This is a genomic window from Bradyrhizobium sp. 157 (assembly GCF_023073815.1).
GTDB lineage: Bacteria > Pseudomonadota > Alphaproteobacteria > Rhizobiales > Xanthobacteraceae > Bradyrhizobium.
On record NZ_JADPKF010000027.1, the window covers coordinates 79,491 to 102,595 of the forward strand.

General features: G+C 62.0%; 24 protein-coding genes and 1 tRNA gene. 12 read left to right on the forward strand and 13 right to left on the reverse strand.

The genetic code is table 11. The features are described 5' to 3' along the window. Positions 1 to 8: 8 nt before the first annotated feature. From IVA95_RS06550 to rplU, 3 genes are all read right to left on the reverse strand, one after another. Positions 9 to 611: a GNAT family N-acetyltransferase gene (locus IVA95_RS06550; protein ID WP_247509765.1), complete on the reverse strand. Its 603-nt coding sequence runs from the start codon at positions 609 to 611 to the stop codon at positions 9 to 11. 124 nt (positions 612 to 735) lie between these two features. Beyond that, the gene (rpmA, locus tag IVA95_RS06555; protein ID WP_028348532.1) at positions 736 to 1,005 is read right to left on the reverse strand and encodes a 50S ribosomal protein L27; all 270 of its coding nucleotides are present in this window, start codon (positions 1,003 to 1,005) and stop codon (positions 736 to 738) included. A gap of 123 nt (positions 1,006 to 1,128) precedes the next feature. Next, complete coding sequence (gene rplU, locus IVA95_RS06560; protein WP_213251007.1) at positions 1,129 to 1,509, reverse strand: 50S ribosomal protein L21; 381 nt, start codon at positions 1,507 to 1,509, stop codon at positions 1,129 to 1,131. A gap of 396 nt (positions 1,510 to 1,905) precedes the next feature. Between rplU and IVA95_RS06565 the strand changes: the two genes are divergently transcribed. Continuing rightward, positions 1,906 to 3,006, forward strand: coding sequence for an ROK family protein (locus tag IVA95_RS06565; RefSeq protein ID WP_247509766.1), 1,101 nt, complete (start codon positions 1,906 to 1,908; stop codon positions 3,004 to 3,006). A gap of 304 nt (positions 3,007 to 3,310) precedes the next feature. Then, positions 3,311 to 3,400 (forward strand) — tRNA-Ser (locus IVA95_RS06570). A gap of 8 nt (positions 3,401 to 3,408) precedes the next feature. Here the strand turns inward: IVA95_RS06570 and IVA95_RS06575 are convergent. The 5 genes from IVA95_RS06575 to IVA95_RS06595 all read right to left on the reverse strand — a co-directional run bounded on the left by IVA95_RS06575 (position 3,409) and on the right by IVA95_RS06595 (position 8,545). Then, positions 3,409 to 4,128, reverse strand: coding sequence for an ABC transporter ATP-binding protein (locus IVA95_RS06575; RefSeq protein ID WP_247509767.1), 720 nt, complete (start codon positions 4,126 to 4,128; stop codon positions 3,409 to 3,411). Next, positions 4,125 to 5,363: an ABC transporter permease gene (locus tag IVA95_RS06580; RefSeq protein WP_247509768.1), complete on the reverse strand. Its 1,239-nt coding sequence runs from the start codon at positions 5,361 to 5,363 to the stop codon at positions 4,125 to 4,127. The genes IVA95_RS06575 and IVA95_RS06580 overlap by 4 nt, the downstream gene beginning before the upstream one ends. A gap of 5 nt (positions 5,364 to 5,368) precedes the next feature. After that, positions 5,369 to 6,574, reverse strand: a complete 1,206-nt coding sequence (locus IVA95_RS06585; RefSeq protein WP_247509769.1) for an efflux RND transporter periplasmic adaptor subunit — start codon at positions 6,572 to 6,574, stop codon at positions 5,369 to 5,371. A gap of 15 nt (positions 6,575 to 6,589) precedes the next feature. Beyond that, positions 6,590 to 7,261, reverse strand: coding sequence for a tetratricopeptide repeat protein (locus IVA95_RS06590; protein WP_247509770.1), 672 nt, complete (start codon positions 7,259 to 7,261; stop codon positions 6,590 to 6,592). A 681-nt stretch (positions 7,262 to 7,942) separates the two neighbouring features. Next, on the reverse strand, positions 7,943 to 8,545 hold the full coding sequence (locus tag IVA95_RS06595) for a TetR/AcrR family transcriptional regulator (RefSeq protein WP_247509771.1): 603 nt from the start codon (positions 8,543 to 8,545) through the stop codon (positions 7,943 to 7,945). Between the two features lie 182 nt (positions 8,546 to 8,727). On the opposite strand from IVA95_RS06595, the gene IVA95_RS06600 reads away from it, so the two are divergent. The 5 genes from IVA95_RS06600 (at position 8,728) to IVA95_RS06620 (ending at position 13,200) form a co-directional block, all read left to right on the forward strand. Then, entirely contained in the window at positions 8,728 to 9,759 is a 1,032-nt protein-coding gene (locus tag IVA95_RS06600) for an acetylhydrolase (protein ID WP_247509772.1), read from the forward strand. Between the two features lie 29 nt (positions 9,760 to 9,788). After that, positions 9,789 to 10,631: a DUF3313 domain-containing protein gene (locus IVA95_RS06605; RefSeq protein WP_247509773.1), complete on the forward strand. Its 843-nt coding sequence runs from the start codon at positions 9,789 to 9,791 to the stop codon at positions 10,629 to 10,631. A 204-nt stretch (positions 10,632 to 10,835) separates the two neighbouring features. Further along, on the forward strand, positions 10,836 to 11,843 hold the full coding sequence (locus IVA95_RS06610) for a glycoside hydrolase family 3 N-terminal domain-containing protein (protein WP_247509774.1): 1,008 nt from the start codon (positions 10,836 to 10,838) through the stop codon (positions 11,841 to 11,843). A gap of 97 nt (positions 11,844 to 11,940) precedes the next feature. After that, positions 11,941 to 12,147, forward strand: coding sequence for a hypothetical protein (locus tag IVA95_RS06615; protein ID WP_213252721.1), 207 nt, complete (start codon positions 11,941 to 11,943; stop codon positions 12,145 to 12,147). Positions 12,148 to 12,585: 438 nt separating this feature from the next. Beyond that, entirely contained in the window at positions 12,586 to 13,200 is a 615-nt protein-coding gene (locus IVA95_RS06620) for a helix-turn-helix transcriptional regulator (RefSeq protein ID WP_247509775.1), read from the forward strand. A gap of 124 nt (positions 13,201 to 13,324) precedes the next feature. Here the strand turns inward: IVA95_RS06620 and IVA95_RS06625 are convergent, their stop codons facing one another. Then, complete coding sequence (locus IVA95_RS06625; RefSeq protein WP_247509776.1) at positions 13,325 to 14,308, reverse strand: LysR family transcriptional regulator; 984 nt, start codon at positions 14,306 to 14,308, stop codon at positions 13,325 to 13,327. Positions 14,309 to 14,408: 100 nt separating this feature from the next. Here IVA95_RS06625 and IVA95_RS06630 point away from each other — a divergent pair, with 100 nt between their 5' ends. Then, positions 14,409 to 15,590 carry an MFS transporter gene (locus IVA95_RS06630; protein WP_247509777.1) on the forward strand — a complete coding sequence of 394 codons (1,182 nt, stop codon included), beginning with the start codon at positions 14,409 to 14,411 and terminating at the stop codon, positions 15,588 to 15,590. An 11-nt stretch (positions 15,591 to 15,601) separates the two neighbouring features. Continuing rightward, a complete protein-coding gene (locus IVA95_RS06635) occupies positions 15,602 to 16,636 on the forward strand; it encodes an aldo/keto reductase (protein WP_247509778.1) in 1,035 nt (344 codons plus the stop codon). A gap of 101 nt (positions 16,637 to 16,737) precedes the next feature. Here the strand turns inward: IVA95_RS06635 and IVA95_RS06640 are convergent, their stop codons facing one another. From IVA95_RS06640 to IVA95_RS06650, 3 genes are all read right to left on the reverse strand, one after another. After that, positions 16,738 to 16,983 carry a hypothetical protein gene (locus IVA95_RS06640; RefSeq protein ID WP_213252716.1) on the reverse strand — a complete coding sequence of 82 codons (246 nt, stop codon included), beginning with the start codon at positions 16,981 to 16,983 and terminating at the stop codon, positions 16,738 to 16,740. Between the two features lie 103 nt (positions 16,984 to 17,086). Next, positions 17,087 to 17,479, reverse strand: coding sequence for a response regulator (locus IVA95_RS06645; protein WP_028348548.1), 393 nt, complete (start codon positions 17,477 to 17,479; stop codon positions 17,087 to 17,089). Between the two features lie 268 nt (positions 17,480 to 17,747). Continuing rightward, positions 17,748 to 18,473 (reverse strand): Crp/Fnr family transcriptional regulator, encoded by a 726-nt coding sequence (locus tag IVA95_RS06650; RefSeq protein ID WP_247509779.1) that lies wholly within the window; start codon positions 18,471 to 18,473, stop codon positions 17,748 to 17,750. A gap of 770 nt (positions 18,474 to 19,243) precedes the next feature. On the opposite strand from IVA95_RS06650, the gene IVA95_RS06655 reads away from it, so the two are divergent. Then, a complete protein-coding gene (locus IVA95_RS06655) occupies positions 19,244 to 19,660 on the forward strand; it encodes a response regulator (RefSeq protein ID WP_247509780.1) in 417 nt (138 codons plus the stop codon). Positions 19,661 to 20,325: 665 nt separating this feature from the next. Here IVA95_RS06655 and IVA95_RS06660 read toward each other — a convergent pair. Continuing rightward, a complete protein-coding gene (locus tag IVA95_RS06660; RefSeq protein ID WP_247509781.1) occupies positions 20,326 to 20,487 on the reverse strand; it encodes a hypothetical protein in 162 nt (53 codons plus the stop codon). On the opposite strand from IVA95_RS06660, the gene IVA95_RS06665 reads away from it, so the two are divergent. Further along, positions 20,477 to 22,090: a flagellin gene (locus IVA95_RS06665; RefSeq protein WP_247509782.1), complete on the forward strand. Its 1,614-nt coding sequence runs from the start codon at positions 20,477 to 20,479 to the stop codon at positions 22,088 to 22,090. The two genes, IVA95_RS06660 and IVA95_RS06665, sit on opposite strands and share 11 nt — an antisense overlap. 304 nt (positions 22,091 to 22,394) lie before the next feature. After that, a partial coding sequence (locus IVA95_RS06670) for an Hpt domain-containing protein (protein ID WP_247509783.1) occupies positions 22,395 to 23,105 on the forward strand: 711 nt, incomplete at its 3' end.

The following is a 23,105-nucleotide window of genomic DNA, read 5'->3' on the forward strand; positions in this document are numbered from 1 at the left end:
CAGGGCGCTCACCGCTCTCTCCTTGTCGAGCTTCCCCAGTTCTTCAGCGATGCCCACACGCTGCGTGTCAGGCGGAAGCGGTCGACCGGGGTCGAGGATCCCAGCGCTTCGAAGCGGTGCAACTCGACGCCGCTCCACTGGAAGCCGCATTTCTCCAGAATGTTTCGCGACCCCGGGTTGGCGACGCGGGCGCCCGAAACGAGATGCTCGGCATCGAATTCTTCGAAGAAGAAGTCGATCACCGCGCGCGCAGCTTCAGTGCCGAAGCCCTGGCCCCAATGTGCGACGCCGAGCCAGTAGCCGAGCTCCGGCGCGTCCGGGTCAGCGCGGTCGATGCCGACCATGCCGATCGGCGAATAGTTATGTTCGATCAGAAACACCGTCTCGCTGTCATCGGTGGCCTTCGCCCGCACGAACTCGACCGCGTGGTCCTGCAGGTAGGGGTGCGGCAGGCGGCGGGTGTTTTCCGCAATGCGGCGATCATTGGCGAGACGCGCAATCGCTTTTACGTCCGCGAGCGTCGGCCGGCGCAGCGTCAGCCGTTCGGTCTCGAGGACGCAGCTACTCGCTTGACGCAAGGTCGGGGTCTGGATCGGGATGTCCTGCAACATGTCGGGCTCCTGATTGCGAATATGCGCAAATTAAAAAGGGGAGGCCGGTTTCCCGCCTCCCCTGGAGCCCTTTTCGACTCCGCCGGTTCAACAGGATCCGGCGGACTCGAATTTCGTCCACCGTCTATTCGGCCGCCTCCGTCATCGGAACTACCGATACGAAAGTGCGACCATTGGCTTTTGCACGGAACTCAACATGACCCTCGACCTTGGCAAAGAGAGTATGGTCGGTGCCCATGCCGACATTAAGGCCGGGATGCCAGGTGGTGCCGCGCTGACGCGCGATAATGTTGCCGGGAATCACGTGTTCGCCGCCATACGCCTTGATGCCAAGGCGCTTGCCCGCTGAATCGCGTCCGTTTCGCGATGATCCGCCTGCTTTTTTGTGAGCCATGGCCCGTCTCCGACTTCTCGAATATTTCTAGATCAATTCCTTGACGGAATCATTTCATTTTTTGTTGCGCTTCAACTTTTCGTCGAAGCGCATCACTTCTTGTCGCTCTTGCCTTCGCGGCGTCTACGACGCTTCAGCGGCGGGAGCGGCGACCTTTTCCCTCTTCGGCCGCGGGCCGATCGAAGGCTTGGCGTTATCGGTCAGGATCTCGGTGACGCGAAGCACCGTGATCTCGTCGCGATAGCCGCGCTTGCGGCGCGAATTCTTGCGGCGACGTTTCTTGAACGCGATCACCTTCGGGCCACGCTTGTGGTCCAGCACTTCGGCCGCAACGGAAGCGCCTGCCACCGTCGGCGCGCCCAGCACCGGCGTGTCACCGCCGACCACCAGAACTTCACCAAGCTGCACGATCGTGCCGACTTCGCCGGCGATCTTGCCTATCTCGAGCACATCATCCGGAACGACGCGGTACTGCCGGCCGCCGGTTTTGATGACTGCGAACATCGTTTTTTTCCTTCGTGTTCGATCCCGGCCTCGGACGTATTCCCGAAAGGGCTGTCCGGGTCGGCTTTTTGGTCAGTCGTTATGGGTACGATTTTCGCGCGGCCGGGGAGCAAACCCCGTAAGATTTCGCGCAAAAACAAGTGGCGCGAGAAATCCCGCGCCGGATGCGGGGACTTATAGCCCGAGAACGCCGCGAGTCAAGGCGAAACGGCCTGAAAATCGGCCAAAAATGAGGGATTTGGCCCGAAAGGGCGAATGGCGAGCAGCGAATGGCGAAGAATAGGGCTCCTTGTTCGCCGCTCCCATTCGCTATTCGCCACTCGCCATTCGCTCGCTTTTTGAAACCAACGGGTTCCCTGCCCGTTGTCGCCAGCGAGATCCGGCAGGGTGAGGGCAATGGCAGAAGACATCACTACCAGTACGGGCATCGCCCGCCACGGGGCCAGCCGCCTGCCGTCGGTGGAGGTCGACAGTTTCAACGTCGAACTGAAGGACGACGAAGGCTTTCTCGGGGACCGCGCCAGCAAGGGAGCCTTCCGCAAGATATTGGACGACTTGCGCAAGCCGCTGAAGAAAAACGGCGACGATCCCTTGGGCAAAAAATCCAGCGGCGACATCGCCAAGAGCGAACTCGACGAGGCGCTGATCGGCGCCGATGTCGGCGCAGCCGCGCTGGTGCACAGCGCGATCGAAGAATTCGCCCAGGAGCTGGCCTATGTGACGCAGCGGTTTCTCAAGACCAAGGCCTGGGCTGACACCGAGCGCATCGTGGTCGGGGGCGGCTTTCGGCAAAGCCGGGTCGGCGAGCTCGCGATTGCGCGTACCGACCTCATCCTGACGGCAGAGGATTTCGAGGTCGATCTGCTGCCGATCCGCTTTCATCCCGATGACGCCGGTCTGATCGGCACGCTGCATCTGGCGCCGTCCTGGATCTTCGAGGGCCATGACAGCATTCTTGCGGTCGACATTGGCGGCACCAACATCCGCTGCGGCGTCGTGGAGACCAGCTGGAAGCAGGCGCCCGATCTGTCCAAGGCTGACGTCTGGATGTCCGAGCTGTGGCGGCATGCCGACGATGAGCCGACGCGCGAAGGCGCGGTCAAGCGGCTGGTGAAGATGCTGAAGGACCTGATCGACGCTGCGGAAACCGAAGGCCTGAAACTTGCGCCCTTCATCGGCATCGCGTGCCCCGGCGTCATTAACGAGGATGGCTCCATCGAGAAGGGCGCACAGAACCTGCCCGGCAACTGGGAAAGCAGCAAGTTCAACCTGCCGGCAAGCCTGGTGGAGGCGATCCCGCAGATTGGCGATCACGACACCGCCGTGCTGATGCACAATGACGGCGTGGTGCAGGGCCTTTCCGAAGTTCCCTTCATGCAGGATGTCGAGCGCTGGGGCGTGCTGACCATCGGCACCGGGCTCGGCAATGCGCGCTTCACTAACAGGCGGAAGGCCAACGGCAAGGACGAGAAGAAGGCGAAAAAGAGCCGGGATTGATCGTTTTCGCGGGAGGTAAGGTTGACTGGTTAGGTTAAAAACGGGTTAGCGTTGCCGTTTCCGCAGCCGTTGCTACCGTTATTTCGTCGCTCCGGCTGACCGGCGAAGCCGCACTTCCCGGCCAGGATTTCAAAGCAGCGGCACGGGACCGCCAGTTTTTGTCGCGTCTGGCGGTCCCACCTCTTTTCAAAAGCCGCCCGGTCCGCTTTTGGCGAATTTCTCCGCCGCGCGCCTTGTCTGCCCCGGCTTCCTCGCCTAGAACACGGTCCGACCGCAGGGCCGAATCCGGCCCGCCTTGGCGCCTGGAGAGGTGGCAGAGTGGTTGAATGCACCGCACTCGAAATGCGGCATAGGTGCAAGCCTATCGGGGGTTCGAATCCCTCCCTCTCCGCCATACTCTGATTAATTCACCGCCTCACAAACCAGTTCGCCGCCACCGCGCCCCGTGATCTCAGCGACCTTGCCGTCGACGATGTGGATGCGGCGGTCGGCGCGGGCGGCGAGCGCTGGATCGTGGGTTACCACAATCACGGTCTGGCCCTGATCGGCGATTTCGCGGAGGATTGAAAACACCTGTTCCGTCGACGCGGTGTCGAGGGCGCCGGTCGGCTCGTCGGCGACGATGATCTCGGGACGGTTGGCAAGCGCGCGGGCGATGGCGACGCGCTGGCGCTGGCCGCCGGAGAGCTGGTTGGGACGCTTGTTGGCGTGCTCACCAAGCCCAAGCGAGCCAAGCAGAGCAAGGCCGCGCTCGCGCATCTCGCCTTCAGTCATCGTGCCGGCGGCGCGCATCGGCAGCAGCACATTGTCGAGCGAGGTGAACTCCGGCAGCAGGAAATGAAACTGGAACACAAAACCGCATTTGGTCAGGCGAACGTCGGCTCGCTCTGTCTCGGATAATTTCGATGTCGGCTGACCGCAGATCATGACCTCGCCCTCGCTGGGAGCATCGAGCAGGCCCAAGAGATAGAGCAGCGATGATTTGCCCGATCCCGATGGCCCGGTAATGGCGACGAATTCGCCCTTGTTCACCGCAAGATCAATGCCGTTGACGAGGGTGTGCGAAACCGCGCCCTCGATGCGGCGAACCAGCTCCACCGCTTGCAAAGCGACCTCGGTCATGATGCCCCCCGAATGATTTCAACTGGATGGACGCAGGTTGCCTTGCGCGCCGGGAAGTAGGCCGCCCCTGCGCAGCAGACAAGGGAAATGCCGCCGACGATCACATAGTGCGTCAGCGAGTAATAGATCTGAAGCGGAACGGTTGCGCCCGTCAGCGGATTGAAGATCGTGATCTTCGACCAGCCGTAGCAGAGCAGGTAACCAAGGATCCACCCGAACAGGATGCCGACCACGCCGATGATGGCGGCTTCGATGATGAAAATCCACCGCACCGCGTACTCGCGCATGCCCAGCGATTTCATGATCGCGATGTCCTGGCGCTTCTCGTGCGTGATCGTCGAGATGATGTTGTAGGTGGCAAAGGACGATGTCAGCAACATCGCGCCCATCACGGTAAGCACGATGAAATCGCGCACGGTAAACGATGACAGCAAGTCGGCATTGGCTTCCTGCCAGGACACTGATTTGTAGCCGGTCTGCGCTTCGACCTGGGCTGCGACCTTTTGCGCCGACATGGGATCGTTCAACCGCAGTCGGAGCTGGTTGACGACCCCGCTTTGTCCCATCATGACCTGCGCGGGGCCCATCAGCGAATAGATCTGGCTCTCATCGACGCGCTTCAGGCCGGAGCGATATAGCCCGGCAACCGTCGAATTCAGTTGGACGCCCTGGCCGCCGATCAAGAGGACGGTGTTGCCGGTTTTCACGCCGAGTTTTTCGGCCAGCGCCTCGCCCATGATGATGCCGTTCGGCGCGCGTGAAAGGTCATCGAGCTTTCCCTCACGCATTTGCGTGGCAAGTTTCGAGACCTGAACCTCACGGCGGGGGTCGATACCGGACAAGGTGATGCCGACGCGCGCGCCGCCGTGATTGATGATCGCGGTGGTCTTCGCCGAGGGAGCCACGTCGCCGGGTATCCAGGAGCGCAGTGAACTCATCGCCGATTCCGGATACTTGATTCCGGGACGTTTGCCGATATTGGCGATGTCGGACATCTGGACCGCCGCATATTCCTGCTCTGCGGGTTGCGTCGGCACGGAGCGCCGCTCATCCTCGACCGTGATGTGCGGCATGGTGTCGACGAGCTGCCGCAGGAAGTCGAGTTGCGAACCCTGCATCAGGCCCGCCATCATGATGGTGAAGCCTACTCCCATGGATACGCCGGCCATGCCCACAAGGGTCTGCCGCACCCGGGTGCTGACGTGAGTCCATGCGATGTTGAACAGAAGCTTCACGGCGGCTACCGGCTGTTACTGATGAGGTTGCGACGGGCGTCGTTCACGACGGAATCGATGTGGGCGGTCATGGCTGCCGAAATCACCGCATCATCGGGATCCGAAGGAGCTGTGGTGACCGCGGCTACCACGGCTGATTCCGGTGTTGCGGCTGGCTGATCGATCGGTTCACTCGCGGCCGCCGGCTCCACAGCTCTGGTCGAGCTGTTGTCGATGCGAATCCTGGCGCCGTCAGCGAGATCAATGCGTGCGGGTGAAAGCACAGGGGTGCCCTTGGATACGTCGCCGATGATCTCGATGTTGCGGCTGCCTCGGATGCCGACTTTTACGGGCACGCGTCTGACCCGGCCGTCATCGACCATCTGGACCGAATCGCCTGCGACGGCTTCTGCAGGCACGACGATAGTCGCCGGCTTCTCGCGGACGATGATATTGGTCTCGACTGACATGCCAATTCGCAGCGGCGTATCCTGTGGCAGCCGCAAATAGACGCGGAAGGTCTTGCGGGTCGGGTCGCCCTTCGGCGTGATCTGGGAGACCGTGGCTCGCAGCGCCCTTCCGGGGAAAGCCTCGCTTCGCAGAAGAGCCTTCTGGCCGGCCGCGATGCGGTTGATCTCCTCCTCATTGATTTCGGCAACGACCTGCATCGGCGCAGGCGGTCCGACCCAGAACAAGACATCGGTGGGGCCGGCGATCTCGCCGACCTCGCCGTCGCGTCGCAGCACCATGCCGTCGAGCGGAGCTCTCAGCAGCAGCGAATCGAGCCGTACCTTCTGCGCGGCGATCCGCGATTTCGTTTCCTCAAGCTTGGTCCAGCGCTGCTCGTATTCGGTGCGCGCGGCGTCGCTTTTGTCGCGATCCTTCTCGGCGCGTGCCAGATCACGTTCGAGCTGGCCGCGATTGATTTCCATCTGATCCAGCGCGCTGCGCTCCTCCGCGTCGTCCTGGCGGCCGAGAATCTGGCCGGCCTTCACCACCTGTCCCTCGCATCTGCAAAGCTCGACCAGCCGGCGGCGCTGCAGCGGCACCACTTTGGCCCAGCGCTCGGGCTCGACGGTGCCGGTGCCGTAAACCGCTTCGGAGACCGGCGCGAGGCCCGCAATGCTGGTGGTCACCAACGGTGCACGAAGCAAATGGGGATAGGCGTAATAGCCAACTCCTGCCGTGGCGACGGCCAGAATGCCGGTTGCGATCAGATGCTGCAATTTCATGGCGCGTCCCCTGAATCAGAAGCCAAATCGCTTGCGCAGGCCCGGTGGAACCTGGTCGAGCAGATCACGAACATCTTCCTTCTTCGCACTCTTCACTGGAGCTGCCGACGTGGCCTTGGGAGATGCCGGCAATACCGTGATGTTGGATGGGGCCGACTGCGACACAGCAGGCGGCGGCGCGGCGGCGGGCGCTGGCTGCACGGCGGCGGGTGCAGGTGGAGGCGCGGCCGGCTCGGGTTGGTCTGAGCTGTCTAGTGCTCTTTCGATTTTCGAAGCCTTGTCGGAAGACTTGACGGAGTCCCTGGCCGCGCCGGCAACCCGAACGGCGCGCCAAGCTCTTGCGGCCACCACGGCGCGGCCGATCTCGTCGCTCGTCATCTTCTTCATGAGGAGGGACATCAGTTGCCGCGCACCGTTGCGGTCCTCGTCGAGCTTGCTCGCAGAAGCGACGATGTGGGCCCAGGAATAGGCCTTCACGTTATCCTTCGCTACGCCGCGCCCGCTCGCGTAAAGGCCGGCAACGATCAGCATGGCATGGGCATGTCCCTGGTCGGCCGCGCGCAAGAACCAGCGAAATGCCTCCTGGTCGCTGCGCGGACGACCGACGCCTGACGAATAAAGCGCCCCGAGATAGAACTGGGCCTCATCATCGCCCGCTTGCGCCGCCTGCTCGTAGCGAGTGGCCATGTCCCGATCGGACGCGGCGTCGGCAAGAGCAGGTTGGAGGCCGATCAGCAGAGTGAAGCAGCATGCAGTTGCTACCACCGCTCGCTTCACGGCCTTCGAAATCGCGCAACGAAATCCTGGCCGCAATGATCGGTTTGCGATTGGGTTGATCGATCGGAGATTTGGGATGCGCCGCATTGTATACGCTTTCAGCTTTGTTCTCTCGTGCCAAAACGGCGTCTGAGCCGCACCTGGCACCCGGAATTTTTCAGCCTGGTCGACGGTCGCCTGCTTGTTACGCAAGCAGCATCTCGTAAGAGGTCGAGCGGTTGACGCGGACTAAGTCTTTTCCACAGCACCTCTCGCGGACTGAAGCCTAGCCCACCTGCGCGCCGACAAATGTGCGAGGCGTCACATATCCAGCTTGCCCCAGCCGGAACTCGGCTTTCTTTTGCCGGTTCCGTTCGACGCGTATCGAACTTGCAGCCAAGCACCCGCCTTCTTGCGCTTCGGCGCAGCGAGCCGCGATGAAGCGAAGCATCGCTTCGATCCTTTGACGATCTGCGCCTACAATGTTGATGTTGCTGACATCGTCGATCTCAGGACAGAGTCCGGGCAGGCCGCAGAAGGGATTGACCTTGCGTCAATGGCGTGTGCCTGGGTCGAACTCTCGAGCCTGGCAACGGGCGAGCCGCGGGCGTTTCAAATCTCCGACTTCAGGTCGGCGAAAGCCTCTTTGAGATAAATGGCGATAGGTCGTTTCCCCTGGTCGCGGTTCCAGTTGTCGATCGCAAGACGAAGCGCTCCGATCGAGATCATGGCGACGATGCGCAGCGCAGGCTGTCGCTTGGGCTGCGGCCACATCTGGCAGAGTGCGTCGAATACCGCTTGTTCTTTCTCTATATATTTCGCCTGGTGTCGTATGCGTAGCGCTTCGTTGGCGCACATCAGGCGTTCGATCACCCTGGTTTGCTTGTAATCGGCCTGAAAGCGGGTCGTCAGCTCCAATAAGGCGTTCTTCACCGCGTTGAGTGGCGACTGTCTGGTCGATTGCTCCAGCACGGCGGTTCGCAGGGTCTCGGTGAAACCGCCGTCCTGCCACGCCAGCAGAATCTCTTCCTTGGACTTGAAGTAGTAGAAGAACGTCCGCCGCGAGATTCCCGCTGCCTCCGCGATCGCCTCGAGCGTGGTGGCCTCATAGCCGCGGGTCAAAAACAGCTTCAGGCCTTGCTCGGCGATACGATGCAGCGTCTCGCGCCGCTTCCGCTCGCGTGGACGTTCCTCCTTGGGGGCCGAACTTTCCATGACCAGTTCTGACACGAATTTGTTATCTTGCAAAATTACACTCAGTGCAATATAAGATTACACCCAGTGCGAATTGTGTTCAAGGTGTGTCTATGAAGAGCAGGGTGGGCGGCGATACTCTCTCGAGGCATGTTCAATCCGCTCTCGCGGGTGGCCGGGGCGAAACAATCGTGGCGGGCAACATGACGCGACGGTACCTCGGCGCCATGCTGCTCGCCGTCGCAATCACGGCCGCCGCTCCGGTAAATCCAGCGCGAGCGCAGTCCGCCGCGCCCGCTTTCATTGATTTCGACTGGGTCGATCCCGCGCGTTCGCGGGCCGTTCCGGCGCGTCTGCATTGGCCCACGAGTGTCGCGTCGGGTTTGCGCGTGCCGCTCATCGTGTTCTCCCATGGCATGGGTGGCTCCCGCCGGGGCTACAGTTATCTGGGCCGATATTGGGCTGCCCGCGGCATTGCGAGTTTGCATGTTCAGCATGCGGGCAGCGATTCGTCGCTCTGGGTGGGCAATCCTCTCACCGTCGTGAACCGCTTGCAGCGAGCGGCTCATGAGAGCGAGGCGCTTGCGCGGGCCTGGGATCTGCGCTTCGCCCTGGACCGCGTGCTGTCGAGCCCCTACGGCACCCAGATCGATCGTCGGCGTATCGTGGCGGCCGGACATTCATATGGCGCGAACACGGCCCTTCTTGCGGTTGGCGCCCGCGTGATGCGTGAAGGGCAGTGGGTCGAGGCCCGCGACCCGCGCTTTGCGGCGGCGATCGTGATCTCTGCGCCGCCGTTCTATGGCGAGTCCGATCTTGCTTCGGTGCTGAGCAAGATCACGGTTCCGAACCTGCACGTGACTGCGACCAACGACGTCATCGAAATTCCCGGATACCACTCGCCCGCTGCCGATCGGTTAACCGTTTTCAACGGCATTGCCACACCCCGCAAGCTGCTTGCTGTATTCGAAGGCGGCTCGCACAGCATCTTTACAGATCGCTCGTTCACAGGCGGCCCGGCGCTAAATCCGAAGGTGAAGGCTGCGACAGCGGAACTCACTCTGGCTTTTCTCGACCTGGCCTTCGACGGCAACGGGACGACGCTCACGCGCTGGAATGCGACATGGCAGCCAATCCTGGCATCAGAGCCCGGCACCGCGCTTTCTCCTGTTCCGGTCGCGCGTTCCCGGCGCATGGTCCAGGGATCGGCGGTTGGCCTCGTTGCCTCGCCATGAGATGGGTCCTGGCCCCGACGCTAGGCTTGATGGCTGCCGGTTGCGCGACCGCACCACTGGAGCGGTCCGGGTCGTTAGCCTCTTACGACAATCTGACGCCGTCCGATGGTCTTCTGACCAAGTCGCAAGTTCGGGTCAGCAAAGCTGATGTTCTCGGCGCGAAGACCGCGCGGATCGAGCCAACCGCATTCACGGTAGCCGCGGCAAGAGAGCCGTTCTCGGACCAGCAGCGCAGCCTGATCAAGAATGCGGTAAACAGAGCGATGTGTTTTGCGCTGAGCGAGCGCTTCCGAATTGTAGCACCGACAGAAGCGGCGGACTTGAGTGTCCGGGCGGTCATTACCCACATTGCGCCGACCGATGCGACGGCCGCCGGCGTCTCCAAGGTCGCAAGCGTTGTACCGTCTGTCGTGGCTCCCGGTGTGCCCATCCCTGTGCCGCGGCTTCCGATCGGACTCGGGAGCCTGTCTGTCGAGGCCGAGGCCCGTGATCGCGGCGGCAACCAAAAGGCTGCCATGATCTGGGCCCGCGGAGCGAATTCCTTCACCAGCGCTCCGCGCGTATCGAGCGACGGGGATGCCTATGATCTCGCCAGTGCTTTCGGAGACGATTTCGGGAAATTGCTTGTTACTGCCGAGAGTCCGTTCGGGAAGATCTCCGCGCCGCCATCCATCGGCAGCCTGAAGGCCTCTCTCGGTGGCGCGCCGAAGGAGGCGATTTGTGAAGCATTCGGGCGAGCGCCGGGACTGACCGGCATGATCGGAGAGAGGATTGGGCTGCCGCCGGATTGGACCGACCGGGGTGCGTCGGCGAACGTAGCGCCGGAAGCGTCCGGTACTGATGCTGCTGGCGATCCCTCGAGAGGAAATTGAGCAGACTGCCTGCAGACGACTCGACATCTCGACCCGAAACTCCGGTGGCGCCTGTTCAAGCCCCGGCAATCAGCCGCTCAACGAAAAAATCTGGTGGAGACACGAACGGGACATTGACCGAGATCGACCTCGACGCGCTGATAGTGCTTGGTTGATCGAGATCGGGTGCGCGCCGATGTGCCTTATCGAAGGAGGGCCGCCGCAATGAATGACATCGGCGAACTCTTCATCCTCGGCTTCTTCGGCAAGATCGTTCCCAATTGGCTGAAGGAATTTGCGGCCCGCTACGGTCTCGGTGGGGTGATCCTGTTCGACTATTCCTGCCGGACGCGAGAATACGACAACAACATCGAATCGCCTGAACAGGTGCAACGCCTCTGCGCCGAGATTTCCGCGCTGCCGTCGGGGCCGATGGTGTTCATCGACCAGGAAGGTGGGTTGGTGCGGCGGCTGAAGGAAAGCCGCGGGTTTGCGCCGCTTCCCAGTGCGAGGGAATTCAATCTCCTTGCACCGGATCAAAAGCACGCGATCCTCACCGCGAGCTTTGCCGAGATGCGGCGGCTCGGCATCCATTATGATTTCGCGCCCGTCATCGACGTCGACTACAATCCCGACAACCCGAATATCGGGAAGATCAAGCGTTCCTACTCCGCCGACATCGCCGAGGTGGAAGCCAATGCGTTGCTGGCAAGCGAGGTAGCGCGGACGCATCGTATCGGCCTGTGCCTGAAGCATTTCCCCGGCATCGGCGGCGCGGTGGTGGATTCGCATCAGGAATTCATGGATATCTCCGATGCCTTTCGCGGTGAGCAGGAAGAGCTGTTCTATTCGCTTGCGCCAAAAATGTTCGGCGATGCAGTGCTGGTCAGCCACGCCATCGTCAGACAATGGGACGAACATTGCCCGATGACGCTGTCCGCGGCGGGGCTTGGCCGTTTGCACAAGCGCCTTCCGGATACGCTCTTGATCACCGACGACATGCAGATGCAAGGATTGCAGAAGGCGTTGGGCACGCGAGAAGCCAGCCTGCAATCGCTCAAAGCCGGCATGGATATGCTCTGCATCGGCAACAATTTGTTCGACCAGGAACAGGAGATGGCCAAGATTGCCGAATACATCGCAGAGGGCCTGCGCGAGGGAACCTTGTCCGGTTCGGCGATCGAGAAGTCGATCGCGCGTGTAGGCAGGCGAAAGGCGCTCCTGACGGCCTGACACGGTGGGCCCCAAATCCGAAGCACATCAGGCGGACAATGTGTTGCGTTGCCAGGCCGTTGAGACTACAAGCGCTTTTTCAGCGGGAAGACCGACGATGGCTCATAACTTCGCGATCAACGACGACGTCCATCACCAGCAGCAGGGGCCGCAGGGCCGCGCCACGGCGAAAGAACGAAGCGTCTACACCATCGTTTCCTGCCTGCCGATCGAAGCCGACGGCCGCCCACGCTATCGCATCAGGAGCAAATCCGAGAATGTCGAGCGCGTCGTGACCGAGGAGCAGATCTCCAGGCTCGGCTGACCTTAGGTCCACTGCGCCTTCTCGTGCGCTGCGGTGCCGATCGCCTTGTCATCGTAGGTCGGATAGAACTCGGTGCGGCAGTCCTGGCCTCACTTTCCGGCCGAACAATCTCTCAGCCGAACGTATTCGTCAGGGCGATGCCGCCAGCACGCCGGTGCGGAACGGGCGTCGAGGGGGAGGGAGACCCGTGCGCCGACGGGAAACCACATCGAGAGCGGCTGAGATCCATTAACAAAGCAAATGCCATCACCGTTAAGATACGGGGCCAGTGGCCTAAGGCCCTTATGTTCGGATCACGCATTCTTCTTCGAAAACATCTGATTGCGAGTGATTTTTAGCCAATTCAGTCCAGTGGTGGGACGCACCGGCGGGATTCTCCGTATTCTTACCGGTTAAGAAATTAACTATGAAAGAGGGTGGAACCGATAAAATAGTTATATGTCGGGACAAGACCATCGCGCCGCTGATTCGCACTTCACGAAGTGGATGGAACACATCACACCTCTCGAGGAGAATCCTGAGATCGTCCGGCTGTCGGCTGCGCGCTCGCGTGCCGCGGAAGAGGCGGGAGCGGCGATCGCGCGGCAGTTGAACGGACCGCTGACAGCGCTGCTGCTCTACATGAATGAGATCAAGCAGCACAGCCAGCAGTTTTCGCAAGGATCCGGCAACCGGCTCTACCTGCAACAGGTGGTGGAGAACGCGCTTCAGCAAACCGAACGTGTGCACGCTCTGGTGAAACAGATGTCGGACAATCATCAAGCGTCCGACGCCGTTCGCAAGCAGGCGAGCGAGGGCCACGTCGGCCGCTCCGCGGATGGCGCCCGCAGGCCGGGCCTGTTGTTGGCCCAGGAGTCCGGGCAGAAGCCTCTGACCAGGCGCGAGCGCGAGGTGCTGAGCCTGATCAGCGAAGGTTACTCCAACAAGCAAGGCGCCTTGCGGATGAATATCAGCCCAAGGACATTCGAGAGCCATCGCGCCGAGGCCATGCGCAAGCTCGGCGCCCGCAACACCGCGGATCTGGTTCGCAAGGCGCTGCTGCAGCCCGCCTGATTTTTCGCGAACCCATGCTTGCGATCCGCGGCCCAGGCCTGGCCATTGTTTGCCATGAGACGCCAATTGCGCCAATCGACCGACAGCAAGGCGAAAACGTAGCGCGCGAAGCCCGTCGCAATCATCACGCGTCCCGCGGCCGGCCATGTGCGTTGGCAACTGCCACTTTCCATTTTCCCTGGCGACCGCGCGCCAGGCTAACGCTGTCGATCCGGATGTGATCGCCCAGGAAGTCGATGAACGCGCGCACACGGGCGGGCAGGGGACCGCCCTGGCCTAGAAAGACGGCATGAACATCCTCGCAGTCACCCGGGTTGAAATCCTCCAGAACAGGCACGAGGCGGCCCGCCTCGATATCGGGACCGATATGGAACAGGGCAAGGCGCGCAAGTCCCGCGCCGCCGAGGGCGAGAAGGCGCGCGGCCTCGCCATCGCTTGCCCGCGCAACGGGCGGCGGTGATAGCGACTCGATGCCTTTGCCCTTGCGAAACGGCCAGCCCTCGACGATGCGCGAGAAGGTCCAGCCGATGCCTTTATGGCGCGCAAGATCGCCTGGCGTGCGAGGAGCTCCGTGCCGCGCAAGGTAGTCCGGCGATGCCACAACGGCCATTCGGCTCGTACCGAGCTTGCGCGCCACGAGGCTCGATTCCCGAAGCGGGCCCACGCGTATGGCGATGTCGGCGCGCTCTTCCAGCAGGTCGATGACCGTGTCCGAGAGCATGATATCGAGCGTGACCTCGGGATTTTGCGCAAGGAACAGAGGCAGTAGCGGCATCATGTGACGCATCCCGAACGGGACGTTGCTGTTGACCCGGAGATGGCCGCGGGGACAGGCGCCTGCCGATGCCTCGCGCTCGGCCTCGTCCATATCGGCTAGAATGCGCATGGTCCGGTCGTAAAAGGCTTGCCCCTCGGGCGTGAGCTGTAGCTTGCGCGTTGAGCGGTTGATGAGGCGTGTGCTGAGCCGCGCTTCGAGCCGCGACACAAGCTTGCTGACGCCGGAAGGCGTCAGCTTGAACTCGCGCGCCGCCGCAGTGAAACCGCCGAGGTCGACGACCCGCACGAACACTTCCATCTCGGCGGCACGGTTGGTGTCGAAGCGGGGCATGATGAATTCATCTCATAAATGAATGGAATTGTCTCCCTCTAGTTCCAGATGACGCGACGCATCATTATTGGCCGATCACTGCTGATCGGGAGCCAAAACAATGCCTGTTGCCGTCCTCGCCCTTACCGCTGGCGCCTTCGGCATCGGCACGACCGAGTTCATCATCATGGGTCTGCTGCTACAGGTCGCTGCCGACATGCAGGTCTCCGTCTCGGCCGCCGGCCTGCTGATTTCCGGCTACGCGCTCGGGGTTTTCGCCGGCGCACCGATCCTGACGCTCGCCACGCGCCGAATGCCGAGAAAGGCGGTGCTGCTGGCGTTGATGGCGATCTTCACGCTCGGAAATGCCGCCTGCGCAGTCGCGCCCAGCTATGCCGCGCTGATGGCAGCGCGCGTTCTGACCTCGCTCGCGCACGGTACCTTCTTCGGCGTCGGATCGGTTGTGGGGACAGGGCTTGTCGCACAAGACAAGCGGGCTTCGGCGATCGCGATGATGTTTACGGGCCTGACGGCCGCCACGCTGCTTGGTGTGCCTTTCGGTGCCTGGTTCGGCCTGTCGTTCGGCTGGCGGTCCGCGTTCTGGGCCGTGGCGGCGATCGGCGTCGTCGCGTTCATCGTGCTCGCCCTGCTGGTGCCGAACCATGTGGGCCGCAACGGCGAGAACACATCGCTGCGCGAAGAGCTGACGGTGCTCGCCCGGCCGCAGGTGCAGCTCGGGTTGGCGATGACCGTGCTTGGGTTCGCCGGTCTCTTCACGGTATTCACCTATATTCAGCCGATCCTTACCAAGGTTACCGGGTTTTCGGAGGCGGCGGTCTCGCCGATCCTCCTCGTATTCGGCGTCGGGCTGTCGATCGGCAACATCGCCGGGGGACGGCTTGCAGATAGTGGCTTGCCGCGTGCTCTGATCGGAACTCTCGCCGGCCTCGTCATCGTCCTCATCGTGCTTGCGCTCGCGCTCTCTGCCAAGGCGCCGGCCGTGCTGCTGGTCGGCCTGCTCGGCGCGGCAGCTTTCGCCACGGTGGCGCCGCTCCAGATTCGCGTGATCGAGAAGGCGGGAGCGGCCGGGCAGAACCTTGCTTCCAGCCTGAACATCGCCGCCTTCAACCTTGGCAACGCGCTCGGCGCCTGGGCTGGCGGCGTGACCATCGATCGCGGTCTCGGCCTCGCCGCCTTGCCAGTAGTCGCAGCGGTTATCACGGCCCTCGGTCTCGCGCTGGCGTTCTGGAGCCTGCGGCTCGACCGGATGTCCGCAAGCTCGATCACGTGTCCCGCAGAATAGGAGTGTAGATCATGGAATATCGCAATCTCGGTGCCTCGGGCTTGAAGGTGCCGGTCCTCAGCTTCGGCGCGGCCACGTTCGGCGGCCAAGGCCCGCTCTTTTCCGCCTGGGGCCGCTCGGATGCCGAGGAAGCGCGGCGGCTGATCGACATTTGTCTCGACGCCGGCGTTACGCTGTTCGACACGGCCGATGTCTATTCGAACGGCGCGTCCGAAGAGATACTGGGTGCAGCGATCAAAGGCCGCCGCGACAAACTATTGATCTCGACAAAGACAAGCCTGCCGATGGGTGATGGTCCGTTTGACGCCGGCTCATCTCGTCACCGCCTGCTCGGCGCCATCGATGCGTCCCTGAGAAGGCTGGGCACGGATTACATCGACCTGCTGCAGCTCCACGCGTTTGATGCGGGCACGCCCATTGCAGAAGTGCTCTACGCGCTCGACGTGTTGGTGCGTGCCGGCAAGGTGCGCTATGTCGGCGTCTCCAACTTCTCCGGCTGGCAGGTGATGAAATCACTCGACCTTGCCGAGCGTCACGGCTGGCCGCGCTACGTGGCGCATCAGGTCTACTATTCCCTTGTTGGACGCGACTACGAATGGGAGCTGATGCCGGTCGGGCTCGACCAGGGCGTGGGTGCTCTGGTGTGGAGTCCGCTCGGTTGGGGCCGGCTTACCGGCAAGCTCAGGCGCGGTCAGCCACTGCCGAAAGACAGTCGCCTTCACGAGACGGCGCAATGGGGCCCGCCGGTCGAGGACGAGCGGCTCTATCGCGTGATTGATGTCTTGGACGAAGTCGCGGACGAAACAGGGAAGAGTGTGCCGCAGATTGCGATCGCCTGGCTTCTGACTCGGCCGACTGTTTGCTCGGTGATCGTCGGCGCCCGGAACGAGGTGCAGCTCCGCGACAATCTCGGTGCGGTTGGCTGGTCGCTGAGCGAGGAGCAGATACGGCGGCTAGATGCGGCCAGCGACGTCATGCCGGCCTATCCCTACTATCCGTACCGAACTCAGGCCGGATTCGCCCGTCTCAATCCCAAGCCCGTATGACAAGCCCGGATGAACTGTTCGCGATTTTGACGACGGTCCGATCCGATCGATCACAGGCCGAGCCGGCATCTCGATCCGCCGCGATCGGGCCGTTCTGCCGTTCAGCAAAAATCTTCCACGAAGGAGCGCCCCCGCGGCGCGGGCCGCGACGAGAGCGTCGGCTTGGGCACTTCCGGGACGATCGTGATGGTCCACGCCGCCGGAACGCTCGACTTGTTTTCCACGATCGAGCGGACGTGGCCGGTGACCGCCGATCCGGCCGAACGCACGGTTGCAGTCCTGCCATTGAACTGGGCGATACGGAAACGCCGCACTTCTTTCTGATCGCTCGTTTCAAACGTGAACATGAGGGCACTCCCTTGGTCCACGCAACTATCCTCAGTCAGGGTTATCCGGAGGTGAAAATCTCAAACCGTAGAAGTACGGCTAACCTCGCGTTTCGGGATGATGTCAGCCGGCTGCGTCGGGAAACACCGCTTCCATCTTGGTCTTCAGCGTTGCGGCGTTGAACGGCTTGACGATGTAATTGTTGACGCCGGCCTTCTTCGCGGCGATCACGTTTTCGGTCTTGGATTCCGCGGTGATCATGATGAAGGGCGTCTTGGAGAATTCCGGGCTGGCGCGGACTTCCCTAAGCAGGTCGTAGCCAGTCATCGGCTCCATGTTCCAGTCGGAGATCACGAGCCCGTATCGCTTGGTCTGCATCTTGGCGAGCGCAGCCGATCCATCGCTGGCCTCGTCGACATTCTCGAATCCGAGCTGCTTGAGAAGGTTGCGGATAATGCGGATCATGGTGCTGTAGTCATCGACCACCAGGATCGGCATCGACAGGTCAAAAGCCATGTTCGTACTCCGCGCAAACAGTATGCCGCCGAACACGGGTGAATGCGCGTTGCACGCGAAAGAGTCTCGAACCCGCACCCGTCAGCACCGTGACAACTATCAGGGCTCGTTGAACAGCGCGTTAATCTCCTGCGGCTGAAACGCCGCAGAAGCCGCGATTGGCCGTACTAATACGGTGAGGTAGGGGGCCGGCGCAATCTTCGCGCGTAACGGCGATGCGATGCGTATCGCAGATCGGGCTGCGGCCGTGGTCGACCGCAGCAAGCGACTACGCAGCCGCGCTGTGGATGCGCGGATGGAGCAGCCGCGTGTACTGCGACTTAACTGTCGCGTAGCACTCGCAGGAGGTCTTGATCAGGCCGTCCACGTTGGTGATTTCGATATGCCCCCGGCTGTAGTGGATGAAGTCCGCCTGCTGCAGCGTATGGGCCACCAGCGAAACGCTGTTGCGGCGTGCGCCGATCATCTGGGCCATCGCTTCCTGGGTCAGGACCAGCTTGTCGCTGCCGGAGAGGTCGCGTGTATGCAACAGGCACCGCGCTAGCCGGGATTCCACCGTATGCGAGGCATTGCAGCCGGCGGTCTGCTGGATTTGCGCATAGACGGCGAGGCCATGCCGCGCCAGTGCGGTACGCAACGTTGCGCTCTGGTCAGCGGCAACACGAAGCTGGTCGAGATCGATCGTCGAGGCCGCGCCCGGCACCAGCACCACGGCGGTGTTCAACGCCACGGGGTCGCCGAGGGCAGCGAATGCACCGAAGATACTGTCGCGGCCGATCATCGCGATCTGGACGTGCTCGCCGCGCGCGAGCTTCACGACCAGCGAGATGACGCCCTTGTGCGGAAGATACGCACGCTTGAGCGTTTCGTCGACTTCGATCAGCACCATGTCCTGGCTGAGGTCGGCGGCGCGCAGATGCGGGCGGATCAATTCGAAATCGTCCGCGGTCAGCGAGGACAGAAATCCATTCGGAGAACGAGGGGCTGAATCCAAAGCAGTCTCCTGCCCTATGGCCAAGCCGGTCTCTGGCGTCTGCTGCGTACAGTCCGAACTGCAGGATGATCCTTGCACATAATATTGGCAAGAAATATTGGCAAGAAAAACTGGCAAAATGGACGCAGACAATCGGCGTTACGACGGGGCTCTCCGGGACGAACCGCGCCGCAGGCATTTGTGCGAGTGCCGTGCCAGTACCAGCATTTGAGTGGCCGCGTTTCGGCGCGCGCGGATCCGCTCGGCCGAGCCCGGCGCCAAGACGGTTGGATCGATCAGCGCCTGTCGTCGCGAGCACCTGCAAGTGGCAAGGAAGTCCCGATCGCCGTCGCGACTTCCGCGCGCTGTCGTTCCGAAAAATCGCGGGCCATCGTCGATCCGCCATTGTCGGGCAACCGTAGATTGATGGCGCCGACGCATCGATCAGGTGGGCCTTGACCCGCTCCGACGCTTCGCGATTTAAGCGCCGCCGGCAATACCTGCGAACATCGAAGCGCGGTTGCTGCTTGCATCGATGGCGGAGCTGAACCGAAGCAGCGACGGCGCGACCTGCCGTGTGGCAGGCCATGTACAATTCCCAATTCGATCAGCCCAGGTTGTGGAACCGGGATTATGCACTGTATAGGGCAGACAGGGTGGCCTGCTTACGGCGGAAATGGGTTGGCGCACTGATTCGCAAGATAAAGCTGCCGCACGATCAGTCGAGAGGTTCCTTTTGTGGAACCGCCCGGCCGGGTGGACGGAGCGCGTCCTACCTTCCGGGGGCTGACATGACACGTGTTCTCATCGTCGATGACGATCCCATGGTCTGCGCGGCCATCGAGATCTATCTCGAACGTCACGGTTTTGAGGTGACCATAGCCGATGGTGGCGAAGCCGGGCTTCGCGCGCTGGAAGACTCCGGCTTCGACCTGATGCTCGTCGATATCTTCATGCCGCACATGCGCAGCTTCGAATCGATCAGGATTTTCCACGAGCGCGCCCCGACGATTCCGCTGGTTGCGATGTCGGGATACGCCTTTGCCAATCTCGACTCGCCGGCGCCGGACTTCCTGCGCATGGCGCTCGAGCTTGGCGCCACACGCTGCCTGCGCAAGCCGTTCACGCCGGGGGCACTCCTGGCGGTCGTCAACGAATGCCTTGCCGAAGCCCGCTCACGTTTCAGCGGCATCGCCCAGTCGAACTAGCGACTGGCGAATACGACGCCTTTGTAGCTTGGTACCTCTTCGATGTGAGTGTTCGGTTATGGCGCCCCTGGCGGCCGAAGCACGCAGCCATCGGAGCCTGGCATGATTGTTCGGCCAACCCAGCACGGAAGGCGAGAATCCGTCCCGCGACGAGATCGCGACACGCATCGGCAGGATTCTGCTCATCATAAATCGAAGTAGGGCGACTTCGACGTGAAGCGGCAGGCAGGCCGTGTCTAGAGCATGATGAAATTGGATTTGATTGCGACCACGAAGAAGGTGCGCTCCCTCTCCCGCTTGCGGGGGAGGGCTGGGGTGGCGGTGTCGCCGCGGGCGACACTGCCCGAGTGGAGAGAGCCCCCACCCGGCGCTTCGCGCCGACCTAAGAGCGAGCTTCGCTCGTCTCGACCCCGCAAGCGGGAGAGGTGAAGCGCGTCTGCGGCCAAATCGATCTAACCAAAAATCATCATGCTCTAGCGCCCTCCGTCGTTTCGATGCCCTTCGAGCGCGACGGCACGATCTCGGCTTGCGAAGCGGGTCGCGTCAGAACCGTTTGATGCGACCCACCGCCGTGAGAGCCGCAGTCAGCCAGTCAGGACAAGTCATTTCTCGCAGCAATCGCCAGAATGTTTGCGAGCCGCGGTCATGGCCACTTAACCGTGTTTTTACGGTTTACTGCTTAGGTCAGCTTTAACCATTGGCAGTTCAGTGTCCGATTGCTGCAAATCAGAGCCGTCAAGTTGAGGCATTGTTAAATCTCGCTCTGTATTGCTGGCAGAGCCAAAGAAATGGCTTCGAAACCAGAAGGAAATAAACATGTCAGGCATTGTCCTCTCCGCGTCGGTTCGCCAGAACCTCCTCTCCCTCCAGTCGACCGCTGAACTGCTCTCAACGACGCAGAACCGTCTCGCCACCGGCAAGAAGGTCAACACGGCCCTCGACAATCCGACCAACTTTTTCACTGCTGCCTCGCTCGATAACCGCGCCAGCGACATCAACAACCTGCTCGATGGCGTCAGCAACGGCGTTCAGGTTCTGCAGGCCGCCAACACCGGCATCTCTTCGTTGCAGAAGCTAGTCGACAGCGCGAAATCTGTTGCCAATCAGGCGTTGCAAGCTGCGGTGGGTTACTCTGCAAAGTCCAGCGTCACGACTGCCGTGATCACCGGCGCAACTGCATCGGATCTTCGCGGTACCCCTTCGGCCTTCACCGACGCAGCGGCAACTGCTGGCAGTCCTGTTCTGAATGACGACACCGACGGCGGTGTCGCAATCACGGGCGCTACCTTGCTCGCCGGCACCGCAAGTTCCACCTCGGACAACCTGGCATCCAATTTTGCCGATGCTGATACCATCGTTGTGAACGGCACGACGATCAACTTCAAGAACGGCGGCGGCACCACTGGTTCGGCGACGGCCGGCACCCTGGATCTCGATATCACCACCTCCGACGTACAAGACGTTCTGGACGCGATCGACGCGATCACCGGCACCGCGGTTGCCTCGACGATCTCGGGCACCGGCGCCATCACCCTGCACACCGGCACCGCGCAAGACCTCGTAACCAGCGGCACCGGCCTTGCCAAGCTCGGCCTGACGGCTGGTACGACTGCTCGCGGCGGTGGTGTCAGCGCGCTTAACGGCTTGACCCTGACCATCGGCGCGACCGGCAACGGCACTGCTACCAACATCACGTTCGGTAATGGTACCGGCGGCACGGTGAAATCGCTGAATGATCTGAACACCGCGCTCGCCGCCAACAACCTCCAGGCGTCGCTCGACTCGACTGGACGGATCACCATCACGACGACCAACGAAGCGGCTTCCTCGACGATCGGAGCCATCGGCGGCACGGCGGCTGGTGGTGGCGCGGCTTTTAACGGTCTGGCGGGCGCTGCTCCGGTCGCCGATCCCGGTGCGCAGCTCATTCGTTCCAACCTGGTGGCGCAGTATAACAACATCCTGGACCAGATCAGCTCTACTGCCCAGGATGCTTCGTACAACGGCATCAACTTGCTCAATGGCGATCAGCTCAAGCTGACCTTCAACGAAACCGGCAAGTCGACCTTGACGATCCAGGGAGTGTCGTTCGGCTTTGTCGGGCTCGGTCTGTCGAAGCTGACCGCGGGCACGGACTTCCTGGACAACGCCTCGGCGAACACTGCGATCACCGCGCTTAGCACCGCCAGCAGCGCGCTGCGGACGCAGGCTTCAGCGCTCGGTTCGAACCTCTCCGTCGTGCAGATCCGTCAGGACTTCTCGAAGAACCTGATCAACGTGCTGCAGACCGGTTCGTCGAACCTGACGCTGGCCGACACCAACGAGGAAGCGGCGAACAGCCAGGCGCTGTCGACCCGCCAGTCGATCGCGGTGTCCGCGCTGGCGCTGGCCAACCAGAGCCAGCAGAGCGTGCTGCAGTTGCTCCGTTAATAAGCGCCAAATACAAGATCAAAACGGCGGGGATCTCCCCGCCGTTTTTTTGTGAACGCGACTCTCACCGCGCTGTTTCCAACATCCCATCCGGGAAGTGCAGTCCGCTCGCCGTCGAAGCTTTCAAATTTCGTCGATCGCGTCTCGGCCGCGATCTTCGACTCGCTGCTGCGACCGACCGGCTCATCACGACATTGTTCACCATATCCGTATTAGCACGGACGGTGAAATTAACGTAGCCGTGAAATCCGAAGGGTTATTTCTGGAGAAGACCAGTATCTGAATTTTAAAAAGGCGTGCTCGTATGGATGACCTGTTGCGGGAGTTCCTGACCGAGACCAGCGAGAGCCTGGATACGGTCGACAATCAGTTGGTGCGGTTCGAGCAGGACCCGAGCGACGCGAAGATCCTGGATAACATCTTCCGCCTGGTCCACACCATCAAGGGCACCTGCGGCTTCTTAGGCCTGCCGCGGCTGGAAGCACTCGCCCATGCCGGCGAGACCCTGATGGGCAAGTTCCGCGACGGCATGCCGGTCAAGGCGGAAGCCGTGACGCTGATCCTGTCGAGCATCGACCGCATCAAGGAAATCCTCGCCGGCCTCGAAGCCACCGAGACCGAGCCCGAGGGCACCGACGAAGACCTGATCGAGAAGCTGCATGCGATGGCCGACGGCGGCCATCACGCGGAAGCCGCGGCTGAACCCGCACCGGCGCCGATCCCCGTGGTGGCCGCGCCGCCGGTAGCGCCGGCGAAGACCAAGGGCACGCTGGTCGAGCAGGTGCTGGAACGCCCGTTGCGTCCGGGCGAAGTCTCGCTCGACGATCTCGAGCGCGCCTTCCGCGAGACCGCGACCGAAGTCGCGCCGGCACCGGTCGCCAAGGCGGCACCCGCGCCAGAAGCTGCGAAGGAACTAAAGGCCAAGCCGGCCAAGCGCGCCGCCGCGATCGAGGTCGACGTCCAAGAAGCCGACAAGATCGCCAACCAGTCGATCCGCGTCAACGTCGACACCCTC